The organism is Hyphococcus sp. D3-15 (genome assembly GCF_055809375.1).
In genome coordinates this window covers 17,695-40,521 of the sequence record NZ_CM147910.1, presented here as the reverse complement: position 1 = coordinate 40,521, position 22,827 = coordinate 17,695, and the positions used below count along the sequence as shown (strand labels likewise).

20 protein-coding genes and 2 pseudogenes are annotated in these 22,827 nt (G+C 58.3%); 15 read left to right on the top strand and 7 right to left on the bottom strand.

What is annotated here, in order from left to right; genetic code table 11:
- Positions 1-55: 55 nt before the first annotated feature.
- Genes glsA through AC0L8G_RS00180 form a run of 3 tightly spaced genes read left to right on the top strand, consistent with a single transcriptional unit; the run spans position 56 to position 2,170 of the window.
- Positions 56-1,258 (top strand): glutaminase A, encoded by a 1,203-nt coding sequence (glsA, locus tag AC0L8G_RS00190; RefSeq protein WP_473385977.1) that lies wholly within the window; start codon positions 56-58, stop codon positions 1,256-1,258.
- Between the two features lie 16 nt (positions 1,259-1,274).
- A complete protein-coding gene (locus AC0L8G_RS00185; RefSeq protein WP_473385976.1) occupies positions 1,275-1,691 on the top strand; it encodes an ankyrin repeat domain-containing protein in 417 nt (138 codons plus the stop codon).
- Entirely contained in the window at positions 1,688-2,170 is a 483-nt protein-coding gene (locus tag AC0L8G_RS00180; protein WP_473385975.1) for a hypothetical protein, read from the top strand. The genes AC0L8G_RS00185 and AC0L8G_RS00180 overlap by 4 nt, the downstream gene beginning before the upstream one ends.
- Before the next feature lie 38 nt (positions 2,171-2,208).
- On the opposite strand, the gene AC0L8G_RS00175 is transcribed toward AC0L8G_RS00180, so the two are convergent.
- Complete coding sequence (locus AC0L8G_RS00175; RefSeq protein WP_473385974.1) at positions 2,209-2,586, bottom strand: hypothetical protein; 378 nt, start codon at positions 2,584-2,586, stop codon at positions 2,209-2,211.
- 301 nt (positions 2,587-2,887) lie between these two features.
- Between AC0L8G_RS00175 and AC0L8G_RS00170 the strand changes: the two genes are divergently transcribed.
- Positions 2,888-4,432 (top strand): tannase/feruloyl esterase family alpha/beta hydrolase, encoded by a 1,545-nt coding sequence (locus tag AC0L8G_RS00170; protein ID WP_473385973.1) that lies wholly within the window; start codon positions 2,888-2,890, stop codon positions 4,430-4,432.
- A gap of 39 nt (positions 4,433-4,471) precedes the next feature.
- Complete coding sequence (locus AC0L8G_RS00165) at positions 4,472-5,686, top strand: alpha/beta hydrolase (protein WP_473385972.1); 1,215 nt, start codon at positions 4,472-4,474, stop codon at positions 5,684-5,686.
- 26 nt (positions 5,687-5,712) lie between these two features.
- Here AC0L8G_RS00165 and AC0L8G_RS00160 read toward each other — a convergent pair whose 3' ends face one another.
- Positions 5,713-7,182, bottom strand: a complete 1,470-nt coding sequence (locus AC0L8G_RS00160; RefSeq protein ID WP_473385971.1) for a multicopper oxidase family protein — start codon at positions 7,180-7,182, stop codon at positions 5,713-5,715.
- A gap of 218 nt (positions 7,183-7,400) precedes the next feature.
- Here AC0L8G_RS00160 and AC0L8G_RS00155 point away from each other — a divergent pair, with 218 nt between their 5' ends.
- Both AC0L8G_RS00155 and AC0L8G_RS00150 read left to right on the top strand, forming a co-directional pair.
- Positions 7,401-8,120 carry a response regulator gene (locus AC0L8G_RS00155; protein WP_473385970.1) on the top strand — a complete coding sequence of 240 codons (720 nt, stop codon included), beginning with the start codon at positions 7,401-7,403 and terminating at the stop codon, positions 8,118-8,120.
- Positions 8,120-9,496 (top strand): ATP-binding protein, encoded by a 1,377-nt coding sequence (locus tag AC0L8G_RS00150; protein WP_473385969.1) that lies wholly within the window; start codon positions 8,120-8,122, stop codon positions 9,494-9,496. Before AC0L8G_RS00155 ends, AC0L8G_RS00150 begins: the two co-directional genes overlap by 1 nt.
- 4 nt (positions 9,497-9,500) lie before the next feature.
- Here the strand turns inward: AC0L8G_RS00150 and AC0L8G_RS00145 are convergent, their stop codons facing one another.
- Positions 9,501-11,042 carry an amidohydrolase family protein gene (locus tag AC0L8G_RS00145; protein ID WP_473385968.1) on the bottom strand — a complete coding sequence of 514 codons (1,542 nt, stop codon included), beginning with the start codon at positions 11,040-11,042 and terminating at the stop codon, positions 9,501-9,503.
- Between the two features lie 183 nt (positions 11,043-11,225).
- On the opposite strand from AC0L8G_RS00145, the gene AC0L8G_RS00140 reads away from it, so the two are divergent.
- Positions 11,226-11,879, top strand: coding sequence for a ChuX/HutX family heme-like substrate-binding protein (locus AC0L8G_RS00140; protein WP_473385967.1), 654 nt, complete (start codon positions 11,226-11,228; stop codon positions 11,877-11,879).
- 13 nt (positions 11,880-11,892) lie between these two features.
- Here AC0L8G_RS00140 and AC0L8G_RS00135 read toward each other — a convergent pair whose 3' ends face one another.
- The 4 genes from AC0L8G_RS00135 to AC0L8G_RS00120 form a co-directional block, all read right to left on the bottom strand.
- Positions 11,893-12,366, bottom strand: coding sequence for a GlcG/HbpS family heme-binding protein (locus AC0L8G_RS00135; RefSeq protein ID WP_473385966.1), 474 nt, complete (start codon positions 12,364-12,366; stop codon positions 11,893-11,895).
- A 1-nt stretch (position 12,367) separates the two neighbouring features.
- Positions 12,368-14,368 carry a PQQ-dependent dehydrogenase, methanol/ethanol family gene (locus AC0L8G_RS00130; protein ID WP_473385965.1) on the bottom strand — a complete coding sequence of 667 codons (2,001 nt, stop codon included), beginning with the start codon at positions 14,366-14,368 and terminating at the stop codon, positions 12,368-12,370.
- A 208-nt stretch (positions 14,369-14,576) separates the two neighbouring features.
- Entirely contained in the window at positions 14,577-15,380 is an 804-nt protein-coding gene (locus tag AC0L8G_RS00125) for a GntR family transcriptional regulator (RefSeq protein ID WP_473385964.1), read from the bottom strand.
- A gap of 69 nt (positions 15,381-15,449) precedes the next feature.
- Positions 15,450-16,127: a class II aldolase/adducin family protein gene (locus AC0L8G_RS00120; protein WP_473385963.1), complete on the bottom strand. Its 678-nt coding sequence runs from the start codon at positions 16,125-16,127 to the stop codon at positions 15,450-15,452.
- Between the two features lie 256 nt (positions 16,128-16,383).
- On the opposite strand from AC0L8G_RS00120, the gene AC0L8G_RS00115 reads away from it, so the two are divergent.
- From AC0L8G_RS00115 to AC0L8G_RS00085, 7 genes and pseudogenes are all read left to right on the top strand, one after another.
- Positions 16,384-17,877, top strand: coding sequence for a 2-hydroxymuconic semialdehyde dehydrogenase (locus tag AC0L8G_RS00115; RefSeq protein ID WP_473385962.1), 1,494 nt, complete (start codon positions 16,384-16,386; stop codon positions 17,875-17,877).
- A gap of 59 nt (positions 17,878-17,936) precedes the next feature.
- A complete protein-coding gene (locus AC0L8G_RS00110; RefSeq protein WP_473385961.1) occupies positions 17,937-18,725 on the top strand; it encodes a 2-keto-4-pentenoate hydratase in 789 nt (262 codons plus the stop codon).
- 4 nt (positions 18,726-18,729) lie between these two features.
- A pseudogene (locus AC0L8G_RS00105) lies at positions 18,730-19,667 on the top strand (acetaldehyde dehydrogenase (acetylating)).
- Positions 19,664-20,686 carry a 4-hydroxy-2-oxovalerate aldolase gene (dmpG, locus tag AC0L8G_RS00100; protein ID WP_473385960.1) on the top strand — a complete coding sequence of 341 codons (1,023 nt, stop codon included), beginning with the start codon at positions 19,664-19,666 and terminating at the stop codon, positions 20,684-20,686. Before AC0L8G_RS00105 ends, dmpG begins: the two are co-directional and overlap by 4 nt.
- Positions 20,679-21,446, top strand: a complete 768-nt coding sequence (locus AC0L8G_RS00095) for a 2-keto-4-pentenoate hydratase (protein ID WP_473385959.1) — start codon at positions 20,679-20,681, stop codon at positions 21,444-21,446. Before dmpG ends, AC0L8G_RS00095 begins: the two co-directional genes overlap by 8 nt.
- Positions 21,446-21,649, top strand: a complete 204-nt coding sequence (locus AC0L8G_RS00090; RefSeq protein ID WP_473385958.1) for a 2-hydroxymuconate tautomerase — start codon at positions 21,446-21,448, stop codon at positions 21,647-21,649. Before AC0L8G_RS00095 ends, AC0L8G_RS00090 begins: the two co-directional genes overlap by 1 nt.
- Positions 21,591-22,810 (top strand): annotated as a pseudogene (locus AC0L8G_RS00085) (PepSY-associated TM helix domain-containing protein). Before AC0L8G_RS00090 ends, AC0L8G_RS00085 begins: the two are co-directional and overlap by 59 nt.
- Positions 22,811-22,827 lie beyond the last annotated feature (17 nt).

The window sequence follows — 22,827 nt, the reverse complement described above, 5'->3', positions numbered from 1 at the left end:
GCCGCAGCTGTCGGCAATGCACATGATCAATCAAGAATTATTTAGGGAGATGAGCATGACAAGCCTAGGAATTGCGCCGCCAGCCGCTCGGATCGCAGAGCAGGCGCCATTGCCGGAGCTGAAAAGCGCCGGACAACACATTTTCGGCAAGCCTGAAGGAAAAGACAGGCCGACGGTCAGTCTTTTTAGCGCCCTGGAAAGCGAGAAAGGCGCGGGTGTTTCCGCGACGACGGTCATCGACGCATTGAGCCGTCAGGGAATCCAGGAGAGCGATCCGCGTATCGCTTCATCGGTGCGAATTTTGCGGCCGCAATCAGGCGAGGTGAGCGAAGACCAGTGCGCCGATATTTTTCGGGAAAAATTCACGCTTGTCGAACGGGCGATACAGGATCGTTTCGTCATTCCGCGTTTCCATGAATTCGAAAAGGAAATCGGAGAAATTTTCGAAAGGTGCATCAGTGCGCGAGGCGGCGCGGTCGCCAATTACATTCCGCAACTTGCGCGCGTCGCGCCGGATCAGTTTGCGGTGTCAGTCACCTCGATTGACGGACAGCACGCCGCCTTTGGCGACAGCGATACGCCATATTGCGTGCAGTCCTCCTGCAAACCGATTAACTACGCCATCGCGCTGGAAGAGCGCGGCGAGGAATTTGTTCACCGCCATGTGGGGAGAGAGCCGAGCGGACGCAGTTTCAATGAGCTCGCTCTGAACGCCAGAGGGCTGCCGCATAATCCGATGATCAATGCCGGCGCCATTATGTCCTGCTCCATGATCAAGCCGAAGGCGCCGCTGGCCGACCGGTTTGATCACGTCATGAATATCTGGAAGCGCCTTTCGGGCGGGGTTGCGCCGGGCTTTAACAATCCGGTGTTTCTTTCAGAAAAGGCGACGGCTGACCGAAATTTCGCTCTCGCTTATTTCATGCAGGAAAAAGGCGCGTTTCCGAAGGGAACGAACATTCTCGAAACGCTCGACTTTTACTTTCAGGCCTGTTCGATCGAGGTGACGGCGCGGCGCATGTCGGTGATCGCCGCAACGCTGGCGAATGCGGGCGTATGTCCGATCACCAATGACCGCATTTTCTCAAACGACACGGTCAAGAACTGTCTGTCGCTTATGTATTCATGCGGCATGTATGATTTTTCGGGTGAATTCGCGTTCACGATTGGTTTGCCGGCGAAATCCGGCGTTTCCGGCGCGCTCATGGTCGTGGTGCCGCAAGTGATGGGATCTCGCGATCTGGTCGCCGCGCCTTGACGCGCTTGGAAACAGCGTGCGGGGCGTGGAGTTTTGCCGCGAGCTGGTCAAGCGTTTCAGCCTGCACAATTATGACAGCCTGTTGAATCAACAAACCAAGAAAGACCCGACGCGCCGGGACGTACAGCATCGCGGCGATCAGGTTTATCAACTCATCAATGCTGCAAGCCTGGGCGACATTGACGAGATCTCGCGGTTGATCGCCCATGGGGCGGATATCAACGCCGCCGATTATGACGGGCGTTCGCCCTTGCATCTCGCGGCGGCGGAAGGCCGCAAAGACGCAGTCGCCTTCCTGGTTTCAAAACACGCGGATTGCACAGCGAAAGACCGTTGGGGCGCAACGCCGCTGGATGATGCGAAGCGGCATAATCATGTGGAGTTGTTTGACTATCTCATGGCGCCGCTTCGAATACAGGAGCGGCCGCAATGAACCCGGCGCAAGTCGTTTTGACGGAAATCGAAGAAAGCCCGTTTGCCGGGATGTTTTTCTCGGATCAGCAAGTGCGCTCGCTTGGAGAGGGCTTGCTGGATCATTCGCTGCCAGTGGAGGATTGGACCTATGCTGCGCATTGCGCCGCGGCGATTTATTTCACCCTCGAACGGCCCGAACTGGATTTGCCGCGCCGCATGCCGGTCATTATCCGGTCATACAATATCGCCAAAGGCGTGCGGAACACGGGAACCGGCGGCCATCACGAAACGCTCACCCAACTTTGCCTCAAAACCATCGTGCAGTTTTTGAGCGTGCTCGGCGACGGCATGTCGCTATATGAGATCGTCAATTTTTTCATCCGCTCGCCCTTTGGCAAGCTCGACTATTTTTTGATGTTTTACTCGCGCGACCAGCTATTTTCGCCAAAGGCGCGCCGGCAATTCGTTGAGCCCGACATCAGGCCGTTCCCGGCCTAGATAGAGCCGGGTGCGTCGTTGCATTGCGCGCGGGCGGACTATTCTATGTCGGCGCCGAAAAAGATCGCCAACTCCGATGGGCCGATTTCGCCATTTTTATCTGCGTCGGCTTTTTTGAATGCGGTTTCGATAAAGCTGTCGATGTCGTCGCGCGTCGCCGATGCTTCATCATATTTAAGGCGCAGGTCGATCAGCGGGTTCAGCCATTTGCTGAATTCATAAAGATCAAGCTCACCGGAAAAATCCGTGTCAAAGGCCGGGAACTCGCGTCCGATCCGAACCTCAATTGTTTCCGGTGTGGCGTAAACTTCGCCGATCTTGTCCCCCGAAAGGGAAGAGGCGGCCGCGCTCGCTGATGTCATGGATGAGGCCAACAGGCAGGCGGCGGTTGCTAAGGTCAGTATCCTTGCGGTCATGGTCGCTTTTCCTTCAGGTCGGCGCCGCCCACGCATGCGGACAATCGCCGGGCTGGCTCGAATTTCGATATTTTCGATATTTTTGAAATTATATCAACCGTAATCGCTACTTTTTCTTGATGTCTCGGAAAAATTTCGAAATAATAGTCGAGTTGGAATACCGAAAGAGGCTTTCATGAATATTCTACCGAGCTTGCGCCGATTCACAATCTTGGTGGGAGCGTCTGCGGTTGTGCTGACGACCCCAGTCATTGCCCCGCCGGCCATCGCTCAAGTCGAGCCAAGCAGCATTGAAAGCCCAATGCGCCGATGTGAAGCGCTTGCCCTGGCGAATTTCGAAGGCGCGGCGGATAATCCGGCCAAAATCGTTCAGACCACATACTATAAAGACAAGCCGGCGACGGCCCGGGAGACGCGCTTCTTTCACAAGCGCGGCATTTCGCAAGGCAATCCGACGCCGACAGGCATGACGACCTTTCCGGAACATTGCCGCGTTGAGGGTTACATCACGCCGCATATTCAATTCTCGCTCATGTTGCCGGCGCCCGATGCGTGGAATGGAAGATTCATGCTGGGCGCCTGCGATGCGTGGTGCGGCAAGGTCCATACGGATATTACGGTTCCCGGATTGTATGACGGCTACGCAACCATCACCAATAATGGCGGCCATTACAGCAAGGCGCCGTTCGACGGCATTTGGGGGCATGACAATGACGACGCCCGCAAGACATTCGCCTATCTCGCCAACCATTTGAGCGCGCAATTGGGCAAGGCGATTGCGAAATCCTTTTACGGCGATGCGGTCTCTTATTCTTATATTGCAGGCTTTTCCAAGGGCGGGAATGCCGGCCTGATGTCGGCGCAGCGTTATCCGGAAGATTTTGACGGCATCATCGTCAAGGCGCCGGTCATTCCGTATAATGAGAAAAACGCGATTCACCTCGCATGGCTTGCGAAAGCCGTTTATCCGGAAAACGACCACGAACCTGTCATCTACAGCGACAAGGCGCCGCTTATCGATGCTGCGGTCCTGGCGAAATGCGACGCGCTTGACGGCGTTGAGGACACGATCCTCGATGATCCTTCAAAATGCGATTTCGATCCGGGCGAGCTTCTTTGCAAGGACGGACAGTCCGAAATTCTCAATCAATGTTTGAACGCTGCACAAGTGGCGGCGGTGCGCAAGATCTATTCCCGGCCGACCGACGAAAAGGGAAATGTATATTTCGATGACTATGTGGCGCGCGGCACGGAAAGCGATTGGGCGCGGACCATTCTGCCGGTGCGCGGCGCGGACGAACTGCCATTCGTGCTGACGGCGGGGCAGTCAGGCATCCGCTATATGGTCATGGATGAAGCGCCGGGGCCGGATTATGACTGGCGCGATTTCTATTATCCGCGCGATAAAAAGAAACTCCGTAAAACCAGCAAGATCATGAACCCCGATGATGTGGACCTGACCGCGTTCAAGGCGCGCGGCGGCAAGATGATCATCATCCATGGCTGGTCGGATGTGTTGATTTCGCCGGTCAGCTCCATCAATTGGTTTGAAGACATGACGGAAGCCATGGGCGGGCGCGAAGCCGTCGCCGAATTTGCGCAACTCTATCTTGTGCCGGGCATGCATCATGGCTCGGGCGGGCACGGACCGCACCAGTTCGACGCCATCACGCCGCTTGAAAAATGGGTGGAGGAAGGCGTTGCGCCGTCAGAATTGCTGATGACGGATGAGGCCGGCGCCAAGAATTATCGCGAGCGCATCTTCTACCCCTATCCGGATATTTCCGTTTATGACGGCGAAGGCGATCCGAGCCTTGCAAGCAGTTATCATCGCGTGAGGAAGTAAGTGCGGCGGATTTCCTTTGGCCTCAAAAAGAGCATCGGCATGGTGAGCCGCCATCGGTTTCATCACCGCGCCGCGCTGGGCGCAATCCTGCTGGTGATCAACAGCGCGGCATTAGGCGCAAGCGCACATGCTGCGGAACAACGGGCCGCGGACAAACAAGCCGCTACGCCAGTTGTGCTCGACAACAGCGCCACATTCGCCATGACTTCGAGCGTCAATGGCCGCACCTATCAGATCTTTGTTGCGCAACCGGCGGCGCTGGCGCCAGCGTCGGGCTATCCGGTCATCTATATGACGGACGCCAATGCCCGCTTTGCAACGATGGTCGAGACGGCCCGCTCATGGGCGCGAGGGCAACGGCAAGAAACGGAAAATGCAATCATTGTCGGCATTGGCTATCCGCCCGGCGTTAATGCAGGCAAGGAGCGCTCGCTCGACCTGACACCGTCTCTGGACGAAATGCCGACGCCTGAAGGTTACGGCGGCGCAGACAGTTTCTTGAAATTCATCCTCGACGAATTGAAGCCGCATATTGAGCAAACCTATGCCGTCGATACATCGCGGCAAGCGTTGTTCGGGCATTCCTTTGGCGGGCTCTTTGCGCTGCATGCTTTGTTCAACCAACCCGATGCGTTTCAGGCTTATCTGGTCGCCAGCCCTTCAATCTGGTGGGGCGAACGCTTCGCGCTGAAAGAGCTTCCGCGCTTGACGCCCAAGCTCTCGACAACCGGCGCAGCGGTGCGCGTATTGGTGACGGTTGGCGAGTTGGAGCAGACGGACGAGCCGGCATCGCCGCCGCCGGCGGGAAGGCCGGTTTTGCCGGGCGTTATCGGACGGACGCAAGTTGACGATGCCGAGAAAATGGCGGCGGCGCTCGCCGGCACCCCCGGCGTTGCAGCGAGCTATGTTTTGTTTGACGGCGAACAGCACGGCACGGTTCCGCCCGCCGCCATGAGCCGGTCTGTCACTTATCTATTTGAATCGCGCGCTCCGGCGCCGGCGCCGAAGCCGTCCGACCTGGCCGGGAAAACAACAGTTCCTGTCCCGACGGCGGATGAATATATCGCGATGACGGCGGAAGAGCGTTACGCGCTTCGCATCAAGGTGCGGGGATGGCCGGATGCGGAGCGCCGGCGTTTTCTTTCCCAGCTGAAATTCAACCTCGAGGCCGGCCTTTGGTACAGCGAGCAGCAGGCGCTGCATGAAGAGCGCAACCGCATGGACCAGAAATACGGCACCCGCCCGGTAGAATAGACCGCCGGATTTTTCCGCGACGTGTTTTAGCTGACCGTGAAGGTGGTCATCATCCCCCCATGCTGATGCAGGCCGCGATGGCAATGCATCATCCAGTCCCCCGGATTATCCGCGACGAAAGCGATCTCAACCGTTTCGCCTTTCATGACCATGAATGTGTCTCTGAACATGCGCCGGGGATAGGGCACGCCGTTTTTCCGCACCATCAGGAAGGTGTGCCCGTGTAGGTGCATGGGATGATCGGTCGGCGTGTCGTTGATGTATCGCAACAGATAGGTTTTACCGAGCTTGCAACCGAAAAGCGGCGCCGGGTTGATGCAGGAAAAGGTTTTCAGATCTTCAAACATCGGTTTGCCGTTCATTGACCAGACCGGGACCTTCGTGCCGGGCGCGACGCCTTGGGATTCTGCAATCAGCTTTCCCATTTCGCCGATCTCGGGCACATCGGCGATGTCGTAGATTTTCTGGTCCATGACAATGTCGATGGGGATCGCGTTTGCGAGGTCGGGTTCCGCGATGTGATTGGCGCCCGGCGCCGCGACCGGCGGCAGGTCCGTCAATTTTCGCATAGCGGCGTCGCCGCTATATTGAACTGTCGTGATGTTATGTGACGGCGCGTCCGCTTCGTAAAAGCGGTCAAAGACGTCGTAAATACGGTAAGATTTTCCCTGCTCGCCGGTTGCGTCGATGATCAGATCAACACGCTCGCCATTGCCCAAGATAATCGGGGCGTCTCCCGCCTGGTAAGGGACGACGGCGTTGCCGTCCCATGCGATGATCCAGGGCGCGTGGCCTTCAAATTTGAGCGCATAGCGCCGGTTGCCCGATGTGTTCGCGATGCGCAACCGGACGCGCTCGCCCTTTGTCAGGGAAAGCGGGCGCGCGTGAACGCCGTCCGTGGTGAGTTTTACATGCGGGGTATAGTCGTGAAACCCGCGCCAGAGCGAAAAGGCTCTGTCTTCGGGAAGCTGGTAATCGTCAGCGAGCCCCCAATCGAAAAGCGTCCAGACGACCTCCCGGTCAACAGGCGGCGCATCTTCGTCTTCCACGACAATGGCGCCGAACAAGCCGCGTGCGACTTGCTTTTCCGAGTTCATGTGGGGGTGATACCAGAACAGCCCGGAATCCGGGACGGCGAATTCATAGGTGAACGTTTCGCCGGTCATGACGCCCGGCTGCGTGATGCTGCCGACGCCATCCATGTGGTTGGGAATTCTAAGCCCGTGCCAATGTATCGAGGTCGGTTGTTTCAACTGGTTTTCAAAAATGACGCGCAGGGTTTCGCCGCGTTTCAGCCGCAGTTCCGGTCCCGCCACTTCGCCATTATAACCCCAGATATCGGTCGGGTGGGGCTGCTGCGAAAAGGGCGACGCGGAACCATCTCTTGCTATGAGCCGGGCGGGGTTGCCGGCAGCGCTGACATCTGTGCGCGCGCAGGAGGCCGCGCAGAGTAATGTTGCACCGCCAGATAAGAGCGCTTCGCGCCGGGTGATCATGCGGCCTCCAGCCATTTGCCTTTAGGGCGCATAGAATGGCATAATTTCGAAATAATATACAGTTTCACGAGGGCGCTATGATGACGCAAGATGAGGGATGGGGTCGTTTCAGCGTGAAAGCAGGCGATTTATTGCGCCCTGATGGTCCCGGCGTTTGCGCTTGCGCAGAGGCGTCGGACATGGATTTTCGAAAAATGATCCGGGATCGGCAGTAAAGAATGACACGCAACCGAGCCAGAATTCTAATTGTCGACGACGACGTTGAAATATGCGCGCTTGTCGTCAGTCATCTTCAGCATGCGTCCTTTGACACGGTGATCGCGCATGACGGCGCCGCCATGACTGCCCGCCTCAAAAAGGGCGACATTGATGCGATCGTGCTGGATCTGAACTTGCCCGACGCGGATGGACTGGAAATCTGCCAGGCGGTGCGCGCGCAGGGCGACACGCCGATCATTATTCTGACGGCGCGGGGCGATCCCGTCGACCGGATTGTCGGACTGGAGCTTGGCGCTGACGACTATCTGGCCAAGCCGTTTGAGCCGCGCGAATTGGTGGCGCGCATCAAAAGCGTGTTGCGCCGGGCGACAGGCATCAGCACAACGCCGCCGCAGGATGCTGGTCATTTCGCTTTTGAAGGGTGGTCTTTGAGCGTCGATCATCGCGCCCTGATCGACCCCGGCGGGAAGATGATCGCTTTATCGGGCGCGGAATATCGCCTGCTCAGAATCTTTCTCGATCATCCGGGAGAAACGCTCAGCCGGGAGGTCTTGCTGAAATTCGGCGCCGGCGCCTTTGGCGCGGCGCAGGACCGCGCCGTTGATTTGCAGGTGAGCCGGTTGCGATCGAAATTGAGATATAAGGGATCAGCGACCGACATCATCAAAACAGTGCGACAGGCTGGATATTGTTTCGACGCGGATGTCGCATCGTCGTGATGAAAAGGTTTTTCGCTTTTTTTGACACTATGGCGGGGCGCATTTTTGCGCTCCTTTTCATTGGCCTTGTGCTGGCCGGGACAATCGGCGTGCGGCTGTCCGCGCTGGAACGCGCCGGCGCGCTTGAAGACCTTCAATATGCGCGCGCCGCCGACAGGGTCGCAGCCTATTTGTTTTCTGAGGAGGCGTTAGCCGGCAAGGGCGATGCGGCGCTTTCTGGAAACACGGTGCCTGGCGTGCATGACCTGGAAGGCCCGGCGCCCTATGAGCGCGTCAACGAAGCGCTCAGTCGGCATTTGCAGCGGCGGCTTCCCGAGTTGCGCCAGGCGACGGCGTATGATGTGTCGCTCCAGACCTGTTTTCCGGGCGTTCCGGAGCGCGCGGCGCCGGCTGGCGATAATCCCTATTGGCGATTGCGTCCGCCATCATGTTGGGTGGCGCAGCTAGAATTTGCAGGCGCGCCGCCTCTATGGCTCAGCATTGAAACACCAATGACCATCGTGAATACGCCATCCGCTTTCGATCCATTATTTATGAGCGCGCTTTTCGCCGGGGCGGTGGTGCTGGCGTTTGTCGTTGCGCGGCTCGCCGCCGCGCCTTTGCGCCGGCTTTCACGGTCGGCGGCGCAATTGGGTGAGAATTTTGACGGCGCCGGATTTGAAGAGGCGGGCCCCGTCGAGGTTCGCGCGGCCGCTTCGGCGTTAAACAGAATGCAGGAACGGATCGGCCGGCAGGTTGTGGAGCGCACACGTATGTTGTCCGCGATCGCCCATGATTTGCAGACGCCGTTGACCCGTATGCGCTTGCGGCTGGACCAGCTGGAGAAGGGCGAGCTGTATGAAAAATTCTATGCGGATATGGATGAAATGCGCCAGCTTGTGCGAGAGGGGCTCGATCTCGCCTATGATGTGATGCCCGAAGAAAACGCGGTTCAGCTCGATCTTGATTCATTGCTGGACAGCATCGTCTCCGACGCCGCCGATATGGGCGCGGAGGTTTCTTTTGAAGAACGGTCGGGGTGCGATGTCCGGGCGCGGCCGCTCGCGCTCAAGCGATGCATCGTCAATCTTTTGAACAATGCGGTTCGTTATGGCTGTGAGGTTGAAGTGCGCGCGCAAATGGAGGGTGACGCTGCGGTGAAAGTCCACATATTGGATCGCGGCCCCGGCATTCCGGAAGGGCAGCTAGAGGCGGTGCTCCAGCCATTTCGTCAGCTTGAAACGCGCAAGGAAGCAAATGTTCAGGGAACGGGCCTCGGTCTCGCCATCGCCAACAGATTCGCCCTGTTGAATGGCGGCGTCTTGCGGCTTCGCAATCGGCCTGAAGGCGGGCTTTGCGCCGAACTGGAATTGCCGGTCAGCCCGCCTTCAAATTGAAACCTTAGTGAGGCGGCGCAATCCGTGGGCGCGCGGATGCAACAGCCTTTTGGTACTCGGCGAAGATTTTATCTTCATCGACTTGGGTCGACTTACCATTCTCGACAACCATGCGCCCTGCAACCATCACATCACGCACATCCTGGCTTCCGCCCGCGACAAGGAAAGTGCGCAGCGGATGATTGCCAAGACGGTAGCGCCAGTCATCAATGTCGACCATGACTACATCCGCTTGTTTGCCGACTTCGAGGGAGCCCAGCCGGTCTTCCCAGCCAAGCGCGGCGGCGGCGTATCGTGTTCCCGTCAACAACGCAGTGGTCGGCGGGCAGGCGAGAACATCGTTCAGCGCTTCGTTGTGGCCGAGATGCGCCGAGCGCATCGCTTCCGGCATGGCGCCGATATAGCTGATGTCGCCGTCGCTGCTTGACGAGACCTTCGCGCCGTCGCGCAAGAACCGGCCGATCTGACCGGTGTCGACTGTGTGCTCCCCAAGCTGACCGTAATGGGCGGGGGAGTGGCAGATCTTGACGTCACGGTCGAGAAACAGCTGGTACTCCTGTTCATTCGCCCATGCCGTATGAACCGCCATCAAGCGGTCATTAACGAGCCCGTGTTCTTCGAAGCGGGCGATTGGCGCCCGTCCGAATGCGCGGGTCACCGCCTCGCGTTCGTTTTTCACCGGTGCGATATGGGACGCGACTGGCGATCCGTATTTATCTGCAATCTGTTTCAGGGCGGCGAGTTGCTCGTCAGAGCTGCCAAAGGCGCCCATGACTGTTGGCATCGCGCTGACCAGGCCCGATTCATGATCGTGCCATTTCGACATAATGGCTTCCCAGTCTGCGGCCTGTTCGTCGGCGTCGGCGATGCGCTTGAACTCGCTTCCCTTGTTCGGGATCATGATGTCTGCGCCCCAACGGCTGACGCGAATGCGCATGCCAAGGTCCAGCGCCGCATTCGCCATGCCGTCGGCGCTGTTGGTCGACCCGATGTCGCCCAGCGCGGTCGTGCCTGACCGCAACTGTGTCCAAAGACTCCAGCGCGCAATTGCAACGGCTTCGTCGGCGGTCAGTTTCTTGCCGATGCCGGAAAGAAATCCGAAGAACCCGCCCAGCGCTTCAATATTGCCGCCATTCGCGTAGGGGCTCGGCGTCAATGATGAATCGTCGGGTTTTTCAAAATTGGGCGCCACAAAGCTTTCATGCCAATGCGGATTGATGAATCCCGGCAACACCATTTTCCCGACGGCGTTGACGATATTGTCGGCTTTCGGCGCCGGGTCAGAAGACGATCCGATGGCGGCGATTTTGTTTTCCTTCACCAGCAGCCAGCTATCGGGAATGACCGTGTTGCTTTGGTCTGCGGCGTATAAAAACCCGCCCTTGATGAGTGTTGAGGCGGGTGTGCCGCCACGTTTTGCGAAGGCGTTGCTGGTCATGCCTGCCGCCGTCAAAGAGGCTGTCGCGAGCGACATGCCGCCGAGCAGTTTTCGCCGGTTCATTGCGTGAGAAAGTAAAGAGTCCGTCAGGCCGCGCAGGTTTTTCATAAGGAATGCTCCACTTGATAAGGCTCTGCGATGTTAGGGAGCAGCCAATGCAGGCAGCAAGAAAAGTGTGATTTCAAAGCCGACATAATGCGAATGAATATGTCAGCTTTGACATTGAACCTTTGTTGAACAGCGACTTCGCTGCGTGAATAGTATCTGTACAGTTCAAATGCGGAGGATATCATGAAATTACGCTGCATCAGTTTAATCTGCGCGGCCACGCTCCTTGCGGGCGGGAGCGCAGGCGCGGTGGAGATCGGCCATTGCGCATCAAGCAAGCAAGTCGAAACCGTGCGTGGCTTTTACAAGGATGCGCCGGCGTCGCCGCCGCTTGTCGTGCAGCGCGCGACCGGCATCGCAGAAGAGGTTGTCGTCAGCGCATTGCCGAAGGGCTGGGCGCATGGCGTCAGCGCCGAAAACTTTGAAGCCATTACGGCGATGTTCAAAGATATTCCCGGCGCCGTGCAATATGTCGTGGAATCAGCTGGAACGGTTACAAAGGTTTTTGCGCCAATTACCGCAGCCAATGACACCGTGCTGGATGACAATTGGTATGATCTGATTACGGACGGCCTTCAGGAATCAGGCGACGGCTTGATGATCCACCTACTGCCGGAAAAACTCAGCTCGATCTACGCTATTGATCTGCCCGGCGGCAAAATGGCGGATGGAAGCGTCAGAGAAGGCAGAACGCGCGCCATCATCGTTTTTGGCAATGACGGGCGATCTGCGGTTGGCATCTATATTACGCTTGTCGCCGACGGAGAACCGGAAGCGGTCGCAGCGTTCAACAAGATCTTCAAATTCGTGAAGTCGCTGCCCTCGGTCTGCGCCTAATTTATCGCTGCGCCTAGTCAGCGATTTTCTTCAAACCAGCGCCGGCGATGAGTTCATCTACATCCGCCGGCGCGCCTGAAACGCCGACTGCGCCGATAAAGGCGCCGTTTTTGTTTATGGCGAGGCCGCCAGGCAACGCCGCGAGACCTTCAAGCGACAAAAGCGCGACCGCGCCATTATTGATCTCATCCATCGCGCTGCGGCTTGAACCGCGGAACAACAAGGCCGTGGCCGCTTTTTGCGCAGCAAGATCCATCGCCGCCGGTTTTGCGCCATCCATGCGCGCTGACATGATGACTTCGCCGGTTGCGTCGATAATGACGATGGCGACATGTCGATCTTGCTTTTCCGCTTCTTTAAGCGCGCCCTTCATCAGTTTCGCGGCGCTGTCATAGCTGAGCGAGTGCGTGGCGTATGTCTCCGCCGCATGCGCAACGCTCATGGTCATTGTGGCGATAAGGGCGAGTAGAGATAAGGGGAGCCGCATCTTATTTCTCCGTTTCATGCAGCTTGCGCTGCGAATCGATAATGAACGCCTGAATGGCATTGATGTCGTCTTCGCTCAAGGCGTCTCCAAATCCCGCCATGCCGCCGTAAGAGAGGGCGCCGTCGCCGACAATTTGCTGGAAGGCGTCATGGGTGGAGGGCGGCAGATTCCAGAGATCGGGATAGCCGTTTGGCGCGCCCATCGGCGCATGGCACCGGCCGCAATATTGGCGATATCGTTGCAAACCGAGCGCGATGGTTTCCGGCGCGGCTGTCTCGTCCGTATAGAGCGGAAATTGAGTGACCGCTTCGCGCAAGGGTGGTTTTTCCACTTCGCCGCCATCGAGCTTGAAGACCAGCAGTCGTTCATGGTTCAGCCGGTCGCGCGCCGCCATGCCTGGCAGAAAACGTCCATTTTGCGCGCCGCCATAGCCCGCCGCGACTGCGATATATTGGACGCCGTCGATCATATAGGTGACCGGCGCGGCCATCACGCCAGTGCCAAGGTCAATCTCATGGAGCACATCGCCATTCGCGGCGTCGAATATTCGCAAGAAGCCGTCCGAGGCGCCCTGAACGACCAACCCGCCGCCGGTCGCCAGCGCGCCGCCGGACCACCAGCCCAGATTGTCGCTGCGCCAGACTGTTTTCTGCGCGACCGGGTCCCATGCTTTCAAGTAAGAGCGCATGGCCGGGACTGGCGCGCCAGCAGGCAGGGCGGGATCATTTTCTACATAGGGCGGCGCCTTCACATCCGCTTTTGTATTGATCGTGTTCGCGAGCGCCGCCGTATCGGTCTGCAGGCTGAATTTTTGCGGCATCTCCAGCACCGGTATATAGACAAGCCCTGTTAGCTCGCTGAACGCCATGGGCTGCCAGTTATGTCCGCCGGGCGTGCCGGGCCAGACAATGCGTGCGTCATTTTCATAAAGGGCGGATGGCGAGATCACCGGCCGTCCTGTTTCAAGGTCGATTTTTTCAGCCCAGGTGACCGGCGTGTAGTTTTCCGCAGACAGAAGTTCGCCGGTTAGCCTGTCGAGCACATAAAAGAATCCGTTTTTCGGCGCCTGCATCAGGATTTTTCTGGGCGCGCCATCAATTTCAAGTTCAGCGAGAATGATGTTCTGTGTGGCGGTGTAGTCCCAACTGTCGCCCGGCGTCGTCTGGTAATGCCATTTCAGCGCGCCGGTCTGCGCGTCGATCGCGAGGATTGAAGACAGATAAAGATTATCGCCGCCGCCGGGATCGCGGGTCCATTTCGGCCATGGCGATCCATTGCCGACGCCGACAAACAACATGCCGGTTTCTTCGTCATAGGTCATGGAGTCCCAGACCGTGCCGCCGCCGCCCAGATCGAAACGGGTTTCAGGCCCCCAGCTTTCGCGCGCTCGGGTTATTTCTTCATGTTCATCAGGGCCGGCGCCCGGAACAGTGAAAAAGCGCCAGGCCAATGCGCCGCTATCTGCGTGATAGGCGCTCACATAACCGCGCACGCCGAGCTCTGCGCCGCCATTGCCGATGACGACAAGGTCGCCGGCGATGCGCGGCGCGCCGGTGATCGTGTAGGGAAGTCCTCTGTCTGTCAGCGTGTCGACTTTCCAGTTCTCTTCGCCGGTTTCCGCATCAAGCGAGACGAGGTAACCATCGAGCGTGCCGACGAAAACGGCGCTGTCTTTCAGGGCTGCGCCGCGATTGACCGCGTCACAGCAAGCGCGCCGCGCCCATGCGCCGTCCACTTCCGGATCGTAAACCCATTTTTCTTCGCCGGTGACGGCGTCAGCGGCATAGACAACACTCCATGGGCCGGTGAAGTACATGGTTCGTCCACGGATGAGCGGTGTCGCCTCTACGCCGCGATGGGTGCGCCCGCGCACCAGGAAGGCGTCATACTCCCAGGCGAGCCCCAATCGCGCGACATTGTCTTTGTTGATCGCATCCAGCGGTGAATAACGGCTTTCATCGCTTGTGCGGCCATGCAGCGGCCAATCCGCATCCTCTTGCATCGCCGCGGGCGCGGGAGCCGGTGTTGCAGTGGGCGCCGCCGCGCTTTTGCTCGGCTCTTGCCCGCAGGAGGCTATAGCGAGGCTGAGAAAAACAGCAAAAAAGGCGGGAAAACAGGAGGTTTTGCAACGCATGAGATAGCCCGTGAGTGATTGGCGCATTGCGACTTAACGCGCTGCGCTCCGGGCCTGTCAAGAAAATTTCGAAATTTTATCGTTGCCGTGCGCGCTTGCGGGGCGGGGCGGGGCTTTGCACGGCGTTTTCCAGGTCGGACTTTTCTATGATCGCGCGCCGCACTTCGTCCGCAGTCTGCTGCAAATGATGCTCGATCATATCGCACGCCTTTAGCGTGTTGCGTTTGATGACCGCGTTATAGATGCCTCTATGTTCGTCCTGAATATCGCGATGGCCGCGCGATTCACGCAAGGACACGCGCCGGTAGCGTTCGGATTGCTGATAGAGAAGATTGCGCAACCGGATCAGCCATGGCGAGTTGCAGGCGGAAACAAGCACAGAGTGGAAATCGCGATTGCACTGCTCCCACTGCCGGGAAAGGTTCGGCGAAATATCTTCCGGCGATTCCGGCAGGCTGTTTTCAACGGCGGACAGTTTTTCGTAGGAGTCCGTTACGGCGTTTTCCCATTCCTTGTCGCCATTTTGAATGGAAAGCGCGAGCGCCTGTGTTTCCAGCAAGCCGCGTATGCGCGTCACGTCATCAAGATCTGCAAGGGAAAGCGGGGCTACCCAAAAGCCGCGCTGGCCTTCGGTCACCACCAGCATATCGCCGACAAGCCGGGACAATGCTTCGCGCAATGGCGACATGCCCACATCATAGGCCTCAAGAAGACCTTCGAGTTTCAGCTTGCTGTTGGGGGGATATTTGCCGCCAAGAATATCTTCTCTCAATTGCGAGTAAGTTTCATTTGCAAGAGTGCGTCCTTGCGATTGTATTGGCGTCACGACTGAGCTTTGCTTTGCGGTCTTCTTTTTTGTTGCGCCAGGTTTTTTGGCCATAACAGATCTTACTTTGCTGTCGAGATAGGTTTGTAATACCCGGCAGTGAGGCGTGCGGAAAGAAAAAGATTACGAATTTTCCGGATCGCCGGCGGTCAGATAGTCCCACATCCGTTCCAGGATCTGGCCAGAATAGACCGCGCGATGGGCGCAATCCTGTTCAGTCAGCAATGGCGCGCCGCCATCCGGGCGCGCGGCGAGGCAATCAAGCTCCACGCGCGCAGCGTCTTCAAGATACCAGGTCAGGGTGAGGGCTTGCTCTATGTTTTTGCCGGTGATGACGGCGCCATTGCCGCGCATGACGATTGCGTGATGACGGCCAAGCAGGCGCGCCAGCTTCTCTGCGCTTTCATCGCTGCGGAGCAATTGCGGATCGCTCCAGAAAGGCGGCTTTGGCCAAAAATACGCGCCAAAACCATGCCGCGGCGTCGGCGTCATCCCTAATGCGGAGAGGCTGATCGTCTTTGGCGGTTGGCACCGGATAATCGCATTGACGTTGGGGCGCCGTTTGTAGATTTCGCGGTGGATGCGCAGCTCGCCGAGCAGCCCATCGGGAAACGGCCCGTTGATGGGAACTTCTATGCACTTGTCGTCCGGTTGCGTCAGGCCGAGCGGCTTGCCCGGAGAGGCGAGCATCAACTCATCGTCGATCCTGATCGTGACATGCCCATAGGCATGGGCGAGGCCGTGACGCCCGAGCGCGCGGGAGGCGATGCGGATAAGACGGGCGCGGTCACTGTCACTCATATTAATGGTCACTTGGTTTGAGCCCCGAGAGGCTTGAATTTAGGCGCTTAGCTTCCGGGGCGGCGTTGGGGCATGTCAAGAAAAAGTTTCGAAATTGTATCCATTTGCCGCCGATTGAGGCCGAAAAAGTCGCGGAGAATCGGCGCCATAGCATCCTGCGTGTATTGAATTTCGAAATTTTACGCATTACAGTCTAGCCAATGAGCGCGGTCACAAGCCGCTTGGCGATCTCGACTTTACGGGCAGGAAACCATCAATGAGCGTCTCGTCTCCGCAAATTTTGACGAAATCAGAGTCTACGATCGGTCATTTCATAGGCGGCTCCTATGTGCGCGGCGCTGGCGATTTTTTTGAAAAAATAAATCCCGCAACCGGCGAAGTGATCAAATATGTCGCGAGCGCCACCCGCGACGAGGTCGACCAGGCCGTCGCCTCAGCGCGGCAAGCGCTGCGCGGGCCCTGGGCGAAAATATCCGTACAGGAACGGGTTGGCGTTCTGCGCCGCATCGCCGAAGAAATCACCAAGCGGCAGGACGATTTTCTGCAAGCGGAAATACTGGATACGGGAAAGCCCATCACGCTTGCCTCGCATCTCGATATTCCGCGCGGCGCCGCCAATTTTAATGTCTTCGCTGATCTCATCTATGGCGTGCCGACAGAAGCTTTTGAAATGGCGACGCCGGATGGCGAAGGTGCAGTCAATTATACGGTGCGCCGCCCACGGGGCGTTATCGCTATTATCAGCCCGTGGAATTTGCCGCTTTTGCTGACAACCTGGAAGATCGCGCCGGCGCTGGCCTGCGGGAATACGGTTGTCGTCAAGCCATCGGAAGAAACGCCGTCGACGGCGACCCTTTTGGGCGAAGTCATGAATGCGGCCGGCGTGCCGCCCGGCGTGTTCAACGTCGTCAACGGTTTAGGGCCTGATAGCGCGGGGGAATTCCTGTCCACCCATCCCGACATTGACGGCATCACCTTTACCGGCGAGACCGTCACGGGAGAAATCATCGCCAGAGCGGCGGCGAAAGGCGTTCGCCCGGTGTCATTAGAGCTCGGCGGGAAAAATGCGGCGATTATCTGCAAGGACGCTGATCTCGACAAGGCGGCAGACGGGATCGCGCGCGCGGCGTTTATGAATGCCGGGCAGGTTTGTCTTGGTACTGAGCGCATCTATGTGGCGCGCGAGGTGTTTGATGATTTCGCGGACCGATTGGCCGCACGGGCGCGCGCCATGCAGGTTGGCGACCCTTTTGCGAAAACCACATCGCTCGGTCCGTTGATCAGCGACGAACATCGCCGGAAAGTATTGGGTTATTACCAGGCTGCGGTGAAGGACGGCGCTGAAATCATATGCGGCGGCGGAGTGCCGGAAACAGAAGCCGCTTTCTCGAAAGGCTACTGGATCGAACCGACGATCTGGAAGGGGCTGCCGGACAGCTCCTCAGTGTTGAACGATGAAATTTTCGGTCCGTGTTGTCACCTTGCGCCATTTGATGATGTCGAAGAGGCGGTCACAAAAGCGAATGACACGCCCTACGGGCTCGCCGCGTCCTTGTGGTCGCAGGATATTTCAACAGCGCACAAAGTTGCGGCGCGTCTTGATGCGGGCGTGGTCTGGGTCAATTCCTGGTTCTTGCGCGATCTGCGCACGGCGTTTGGCGGATCGAAACGATCGGGCATTGGCCGCGAAGGCGGCGTCCATGGTCTCGAATTCTATTCCGAGCTGAAAAATATTTGCGTCAAACTATGACGGATAAATGCGGCGCAGACTGCAAATCGCAGATCGTTGCGACCGAAGAAAGCTGAGTAATGACAGACGCGTTGATCATGGATGCAGCGGACAAGATCGCTGAAGCGCTCCGCACGGGTGTTCCTTGTGATCCGGTGCGGCCATCCATTGAATCCCTGGGTCTTGATGGCGCCTATGGGGTTCAGCATGAACTGACAAAGCGGGGCGTCGCAGAAGGCCGCCGGATTGTCGGCCGCAAAATCGGACTGACATCGATTGCAGTGCAGCGCCAGCTTGGTGTTGATCAGCCGGATTTTGGTTGCTTGTTCGCTGATATGTCTGTCGCAGATGGCGACGCGGCGCCAATGAACCGCCTTATCCAACCGAAAGCGGAAGCTGAAATCGCTTTTGTGCTGGAAAAACCCATCGACAAGAAAAATCCGACTTTGGCGGATGTCGTCAGCGCGATCGCCTATGCGTTGCCGGCGATAGAAATCGTCGACAGTCGCGTGCGCGACTGGAAAATTTCGATCTACGACACCATCGCAGATAATGCGTCTTCCGGGCTTTTTGTGTTGGGCGGTGCGCCGAAGAAAATTCACGATCTCGATCTTCGTCTGTGCGGCGCGGTGATGGAAAGAAACGGCGAGCCGGTTTCGTTTGGGTGCGGGGGCGCTTGTCTTGGCAATCCGTTGAATGCGGTTCAGTGGCTGGCGCAAAAGCTTGTCGATCTCGAAACGCCGTTGAGCGAAGGCGACATCGTGTTGTCCGGCGCGCTCGGCCCGATGGCGGCGGCAGAAGCCGGCGACAGTTTTCGGGCGCGGATCAGCGGCCTTGGCGCCGTAACAGCGAACTTTTCGAAAGAGTAGTGCAATGGGCGTGAAGGCCGCGATCATCGGTTCTGGCAATATCGGGGTGGACCTGATGATGAAGCTGCATCGCAGTGACGGCGTGCTGCAGCTCGCCGCCATGGTTGGCATCGATCCGGAATCTGACGGGCTGGCGCGGGCGAAAAAGCTTGGCGTCGCAACCACCCATGAGGGTCTTGATGGGCTGCGCCGCATGAAGGAATACGCTGATATCAGCGTTGTCTTTGATGCGACTTCCGCCAAGGCGCATCTTGCCCATGCGCCGGTGCTGAAGGATGACGGCAAGCAGGTCATCGACCTGACGCCTGCGGCGCTCGGACCTTATGTGGTGCCGGCCGTGAATTTTGACTCCATGACCGATGCGCAAAATGTGAACATGGTCACCTGCGGCGGTCAGGCGACGATTCCCATTGTCGCGGCGGTCTCGCGCGTTGCGGATGTTGAATATGCAGAGATTGTCGCTTCGATTTCTTCGCGTTCAGCCGGCCCCGGCACGCGCGCCAATATAGACGAATTCACGCAGACGACGTCGCGCGGCATAGAAGCGGTGGGCGGCGCCAAACAGGGCAAGGCGATCATTGTTCTCAATCCCGCGGAGCCGCCCTGCTAATGCGCGACACGGTTTATTGCCTTGCGGCGACCGATGATGAAGAGGCGGTGCGCCAGTCGATCAAGTCGATGGTGGCGGAGGTGCAGAAATATGTTCCCGGTTACCGCATGAAGCAGGATGTCCAGTTTGAAAAGATTGGTCACAATGCGCGGCTCCGCCTGCCAAATGGCGAAATGGCGTCGGGATTAAAAGTTTCCGTCTTTCTCGAAGTGGAAGGGGCGGGGGATTATCTGCCGAAATATGCCGGCAATCTCGACATTATGACATCGGCGGCGCTCGCGGTCGGCGAGCGGGTGGCGACGCGCGGCGTGCAATTGGCGGACGCATCATGACAAAGCTTTACATACAAGACGTCACCCTGCGCGACGGGATGCACGCCATCCGCCATCAATATGGCGTCGATCATGTGATTGCGATCGCCGCGGCGCTGGATGCTGCGAAAGTCGACGCCATTGAAATTGCTCATGGCGACGGGCTTTCCGGCGGCAGCTTCAATTACGGTTTCGGCAAGCATGGCGATCTCGAATGGATTTCTGCGGCGCGCGAGGCGGTTAAACATGCGAAACTGACGACCTTGTTGCTTCCCGGCATCGGAACAATCGAGGATCTGAAAGCGGCGGCGGACGCCGGTGTTCAGTCCGTGCGCATCGCGACCCATTGCACTGAAGCGGATATTTCGAAACAGCACATCGAAAAAGCGCGCGAGTTCGGCCTTGATGTCGCGGGTTTTCTGATGATGTCGCATATGTCGCCGCCCGATAAGCTCGCTGAACAGGCGAAGCTGATGGAGTCCTATGGCGCCCATTGCGTTTATGTCACCGATTCCGGCGGCGCGCTGACCATGAAGACCGCAGAAGAGCGCGTCTGCGCGCTTCGCGGCGCGCTTCGCGAGGAAACGGAAATCGGCATTCATGCGCATCACAACCTTTCACTCGGCGTCGCCAATTCTCTGGTGGCGGTGGAGTGCGGCGCGATCCGGGTTGATGCATCGCTGGCCGGCATGGGCGCCGGCGCCGGCAACGCGCCGCTGGAGGTTTTCATCGCCGCCGCCGACCGCATGGGCCTCGATCATGGTTGCGATCTCTTCAAGCTGATGGACGCGGCGGAAGAACTGGTTCGGCCATTGCAGGACCGGCCGGTGCGCGTTGATCGCGAAACATTATCGCTCGGTTATGCCGGCGTTTATTCCAGTTTCCTGCGTCATGCAGAGAGCGCTTCTGAACGCTTCGGCATCGATGTGCGCGACATACTTATCGAATTGGGAGAACGCCGCATGGTCGGCGGTCAGGAAGACATGATTGTAGATGTAGCGCTTGATTTGCAGAAAGAAATGAGGCTGCGTCGTGAGTGATCGCATTGACCGGCTTGCGCAGACATTAGACCGGGCGGCGGCGGAAGCGACTGCGACGCCGCAAATTTCCGCCGAGGAAGAGCTGACGCTCGAAGACGCCTATGACATTCAGCGCGCCAGCATCGCATTGCGTCAGGCGCGCGGTGAAAAAATCGTCGGCGTGAAAATGGGTTTCACCAGCCGCGCGAAGATGGAGCAGATGGGCGTCCATGACATGATCTGGGGGCGCTTGACTGACGCCATGATCGTGGAGGATGGCGGCGAAGTCGATCGCGCCAGTTTTGTGCATCCAAGGGTAGAGCCGGAGATCGCGTTTCTGCTGAAAGCGCCGCTGAAGGGCAAGGTAAGCCTTGCGCAGGCGACTGCGGCGGTGGAAGCGGCGGCGCCCGCGCTGGAAATCATCGATTCGCGCTACCGCAATTTCAAATTTTCGCTGACCGACGTTGTCGCCGACAATAGCAGTTCTTCGGGCTTTGTTGTCGGCGCCTGGCGCAAACCGGATTTCGATCTGTCCAATCTCGGCATGATCATGACCGTCCATGGGCGCGGTCAGGAATGCGGGTCGAGCGCGGCGATTCTCGGCAATCCCTTGCGTTCGCTCGCCGCCGCCGCGCGCCTTGCCGGTGATGAGGTCGATCTGGATGCGGGCTCCATCATCATGGCGGGCGGCGCGACAGCGGCCTTCGCGCTGGAGCCGGGCGATGTCGTCTCTCTTGAAGTGGAAAGGCTCGGCGCTGCGGGCTTCAAGGTGCGCGCCTGATGCCGATCATTCATGTGCATATTCTGGAAGGGCGCTCCGAGGAAAAGAAAAACCGCATGGTGCGACGCGTTAGCGAAGCCGTGTGCGAGACATTGGGTGCGCCGATAGAGACGATCCGTGTCCTGGTGCACGAAACTTCGCCGGATGACTGGTATGTGGGCGGCGCATCAAAGGCGGAGCGGGACCGTGAAAGCAAAAACTAGTCGAAGCAAAACCAGAATGCAGCAATTGCGTCAGTTGTGGATCGTGACCCATCGCTGGCTCGGCATCACTTTGTTCATTCCGCTCATTGTTCTGGGGCTGACCGGTTCTGCTCTGGTGTGGCCGGAAGCGACAGAAGAGTTTTTCCATCCGAACCGTTACAAGGTTGCGCAGGAATTTGAAGAGCGCCCGGTTACGGATTATATCGCCGGCGCGTTGACGCGAATGCCGGACGGCGACCAGGTGACGGCGCTGCGAATGCCCGAATATGCGGGGCAGGGCGTGCTGGTCGGCGGCATGCCCCATCCGGTGAAACGCGTCGGGCCGCCGGCGCGTCACCGCGTCTGGCTTGACCCGGCGACGGCGGCGCCGGTTGCGCAATGGGGGCTCGCGCCTGACGGCATGTGGTACATGCATGCGCTGCACGGACATTTGGCGGCGCCGGAATCGGCAGGCCGCTGGTGGGGGCTTTGGGTTTCATCCTGACATTCTCTGCGCTGACCGGCATCTGGATCTGGTGGCCGCGCAATGGCGGTTTCCTCAAAGGCATGCGATGGCGGCGCGGTCCGGGCGTAAACACCAATCTGCATTTTTACGCCGGCATCTGGAGTGCGATACCGCTCACCATTGTCGCCTTTACGGGCGCATGGATTGTCTTTCCGAATTCTCTTGGCGCGCCGGTGGCGTTTCTGGCGGGTGAAACCGCCTCGGGCGATTCCGGGCGCAGCCATATGGAGGGCCCGCCCGCGTCACCACCGATGAAAACGTCTTCCCTCAGCGCAGATGACGCCGTGCGACTGGCGCGCGAGGCTGGCGATGGCGGTCGTCTGGTGTTTATGGCGATGCCGCTGGAAGCCTCCAGGGTGTGGTCGGTGCATCTTGCATGCGAGGCCGAGCCGCATTGTTTGGCGCGCTACGCAGTCAATGATGAGACCGGCGCCGTATCGCGCCTGCATCATGAAGACACGCCGAGCGTTGCGGATATTGCGGCGGAAGAAATGGAGCAGATACATCTGGGCGGCTCATGGGGCTTCCTGTGGAAGCTGATCGTCTTCATCAGCGGCTTTCTGCCCTTGTTGTTCGGTGTAACCGGCATTGTGATGTGGGTGACGCGCACGGTGCGCCAAAAAAGATTGAAGCCGTCCGCGCAGGCGGGAACGTAAAATTTTGTGGATGCATG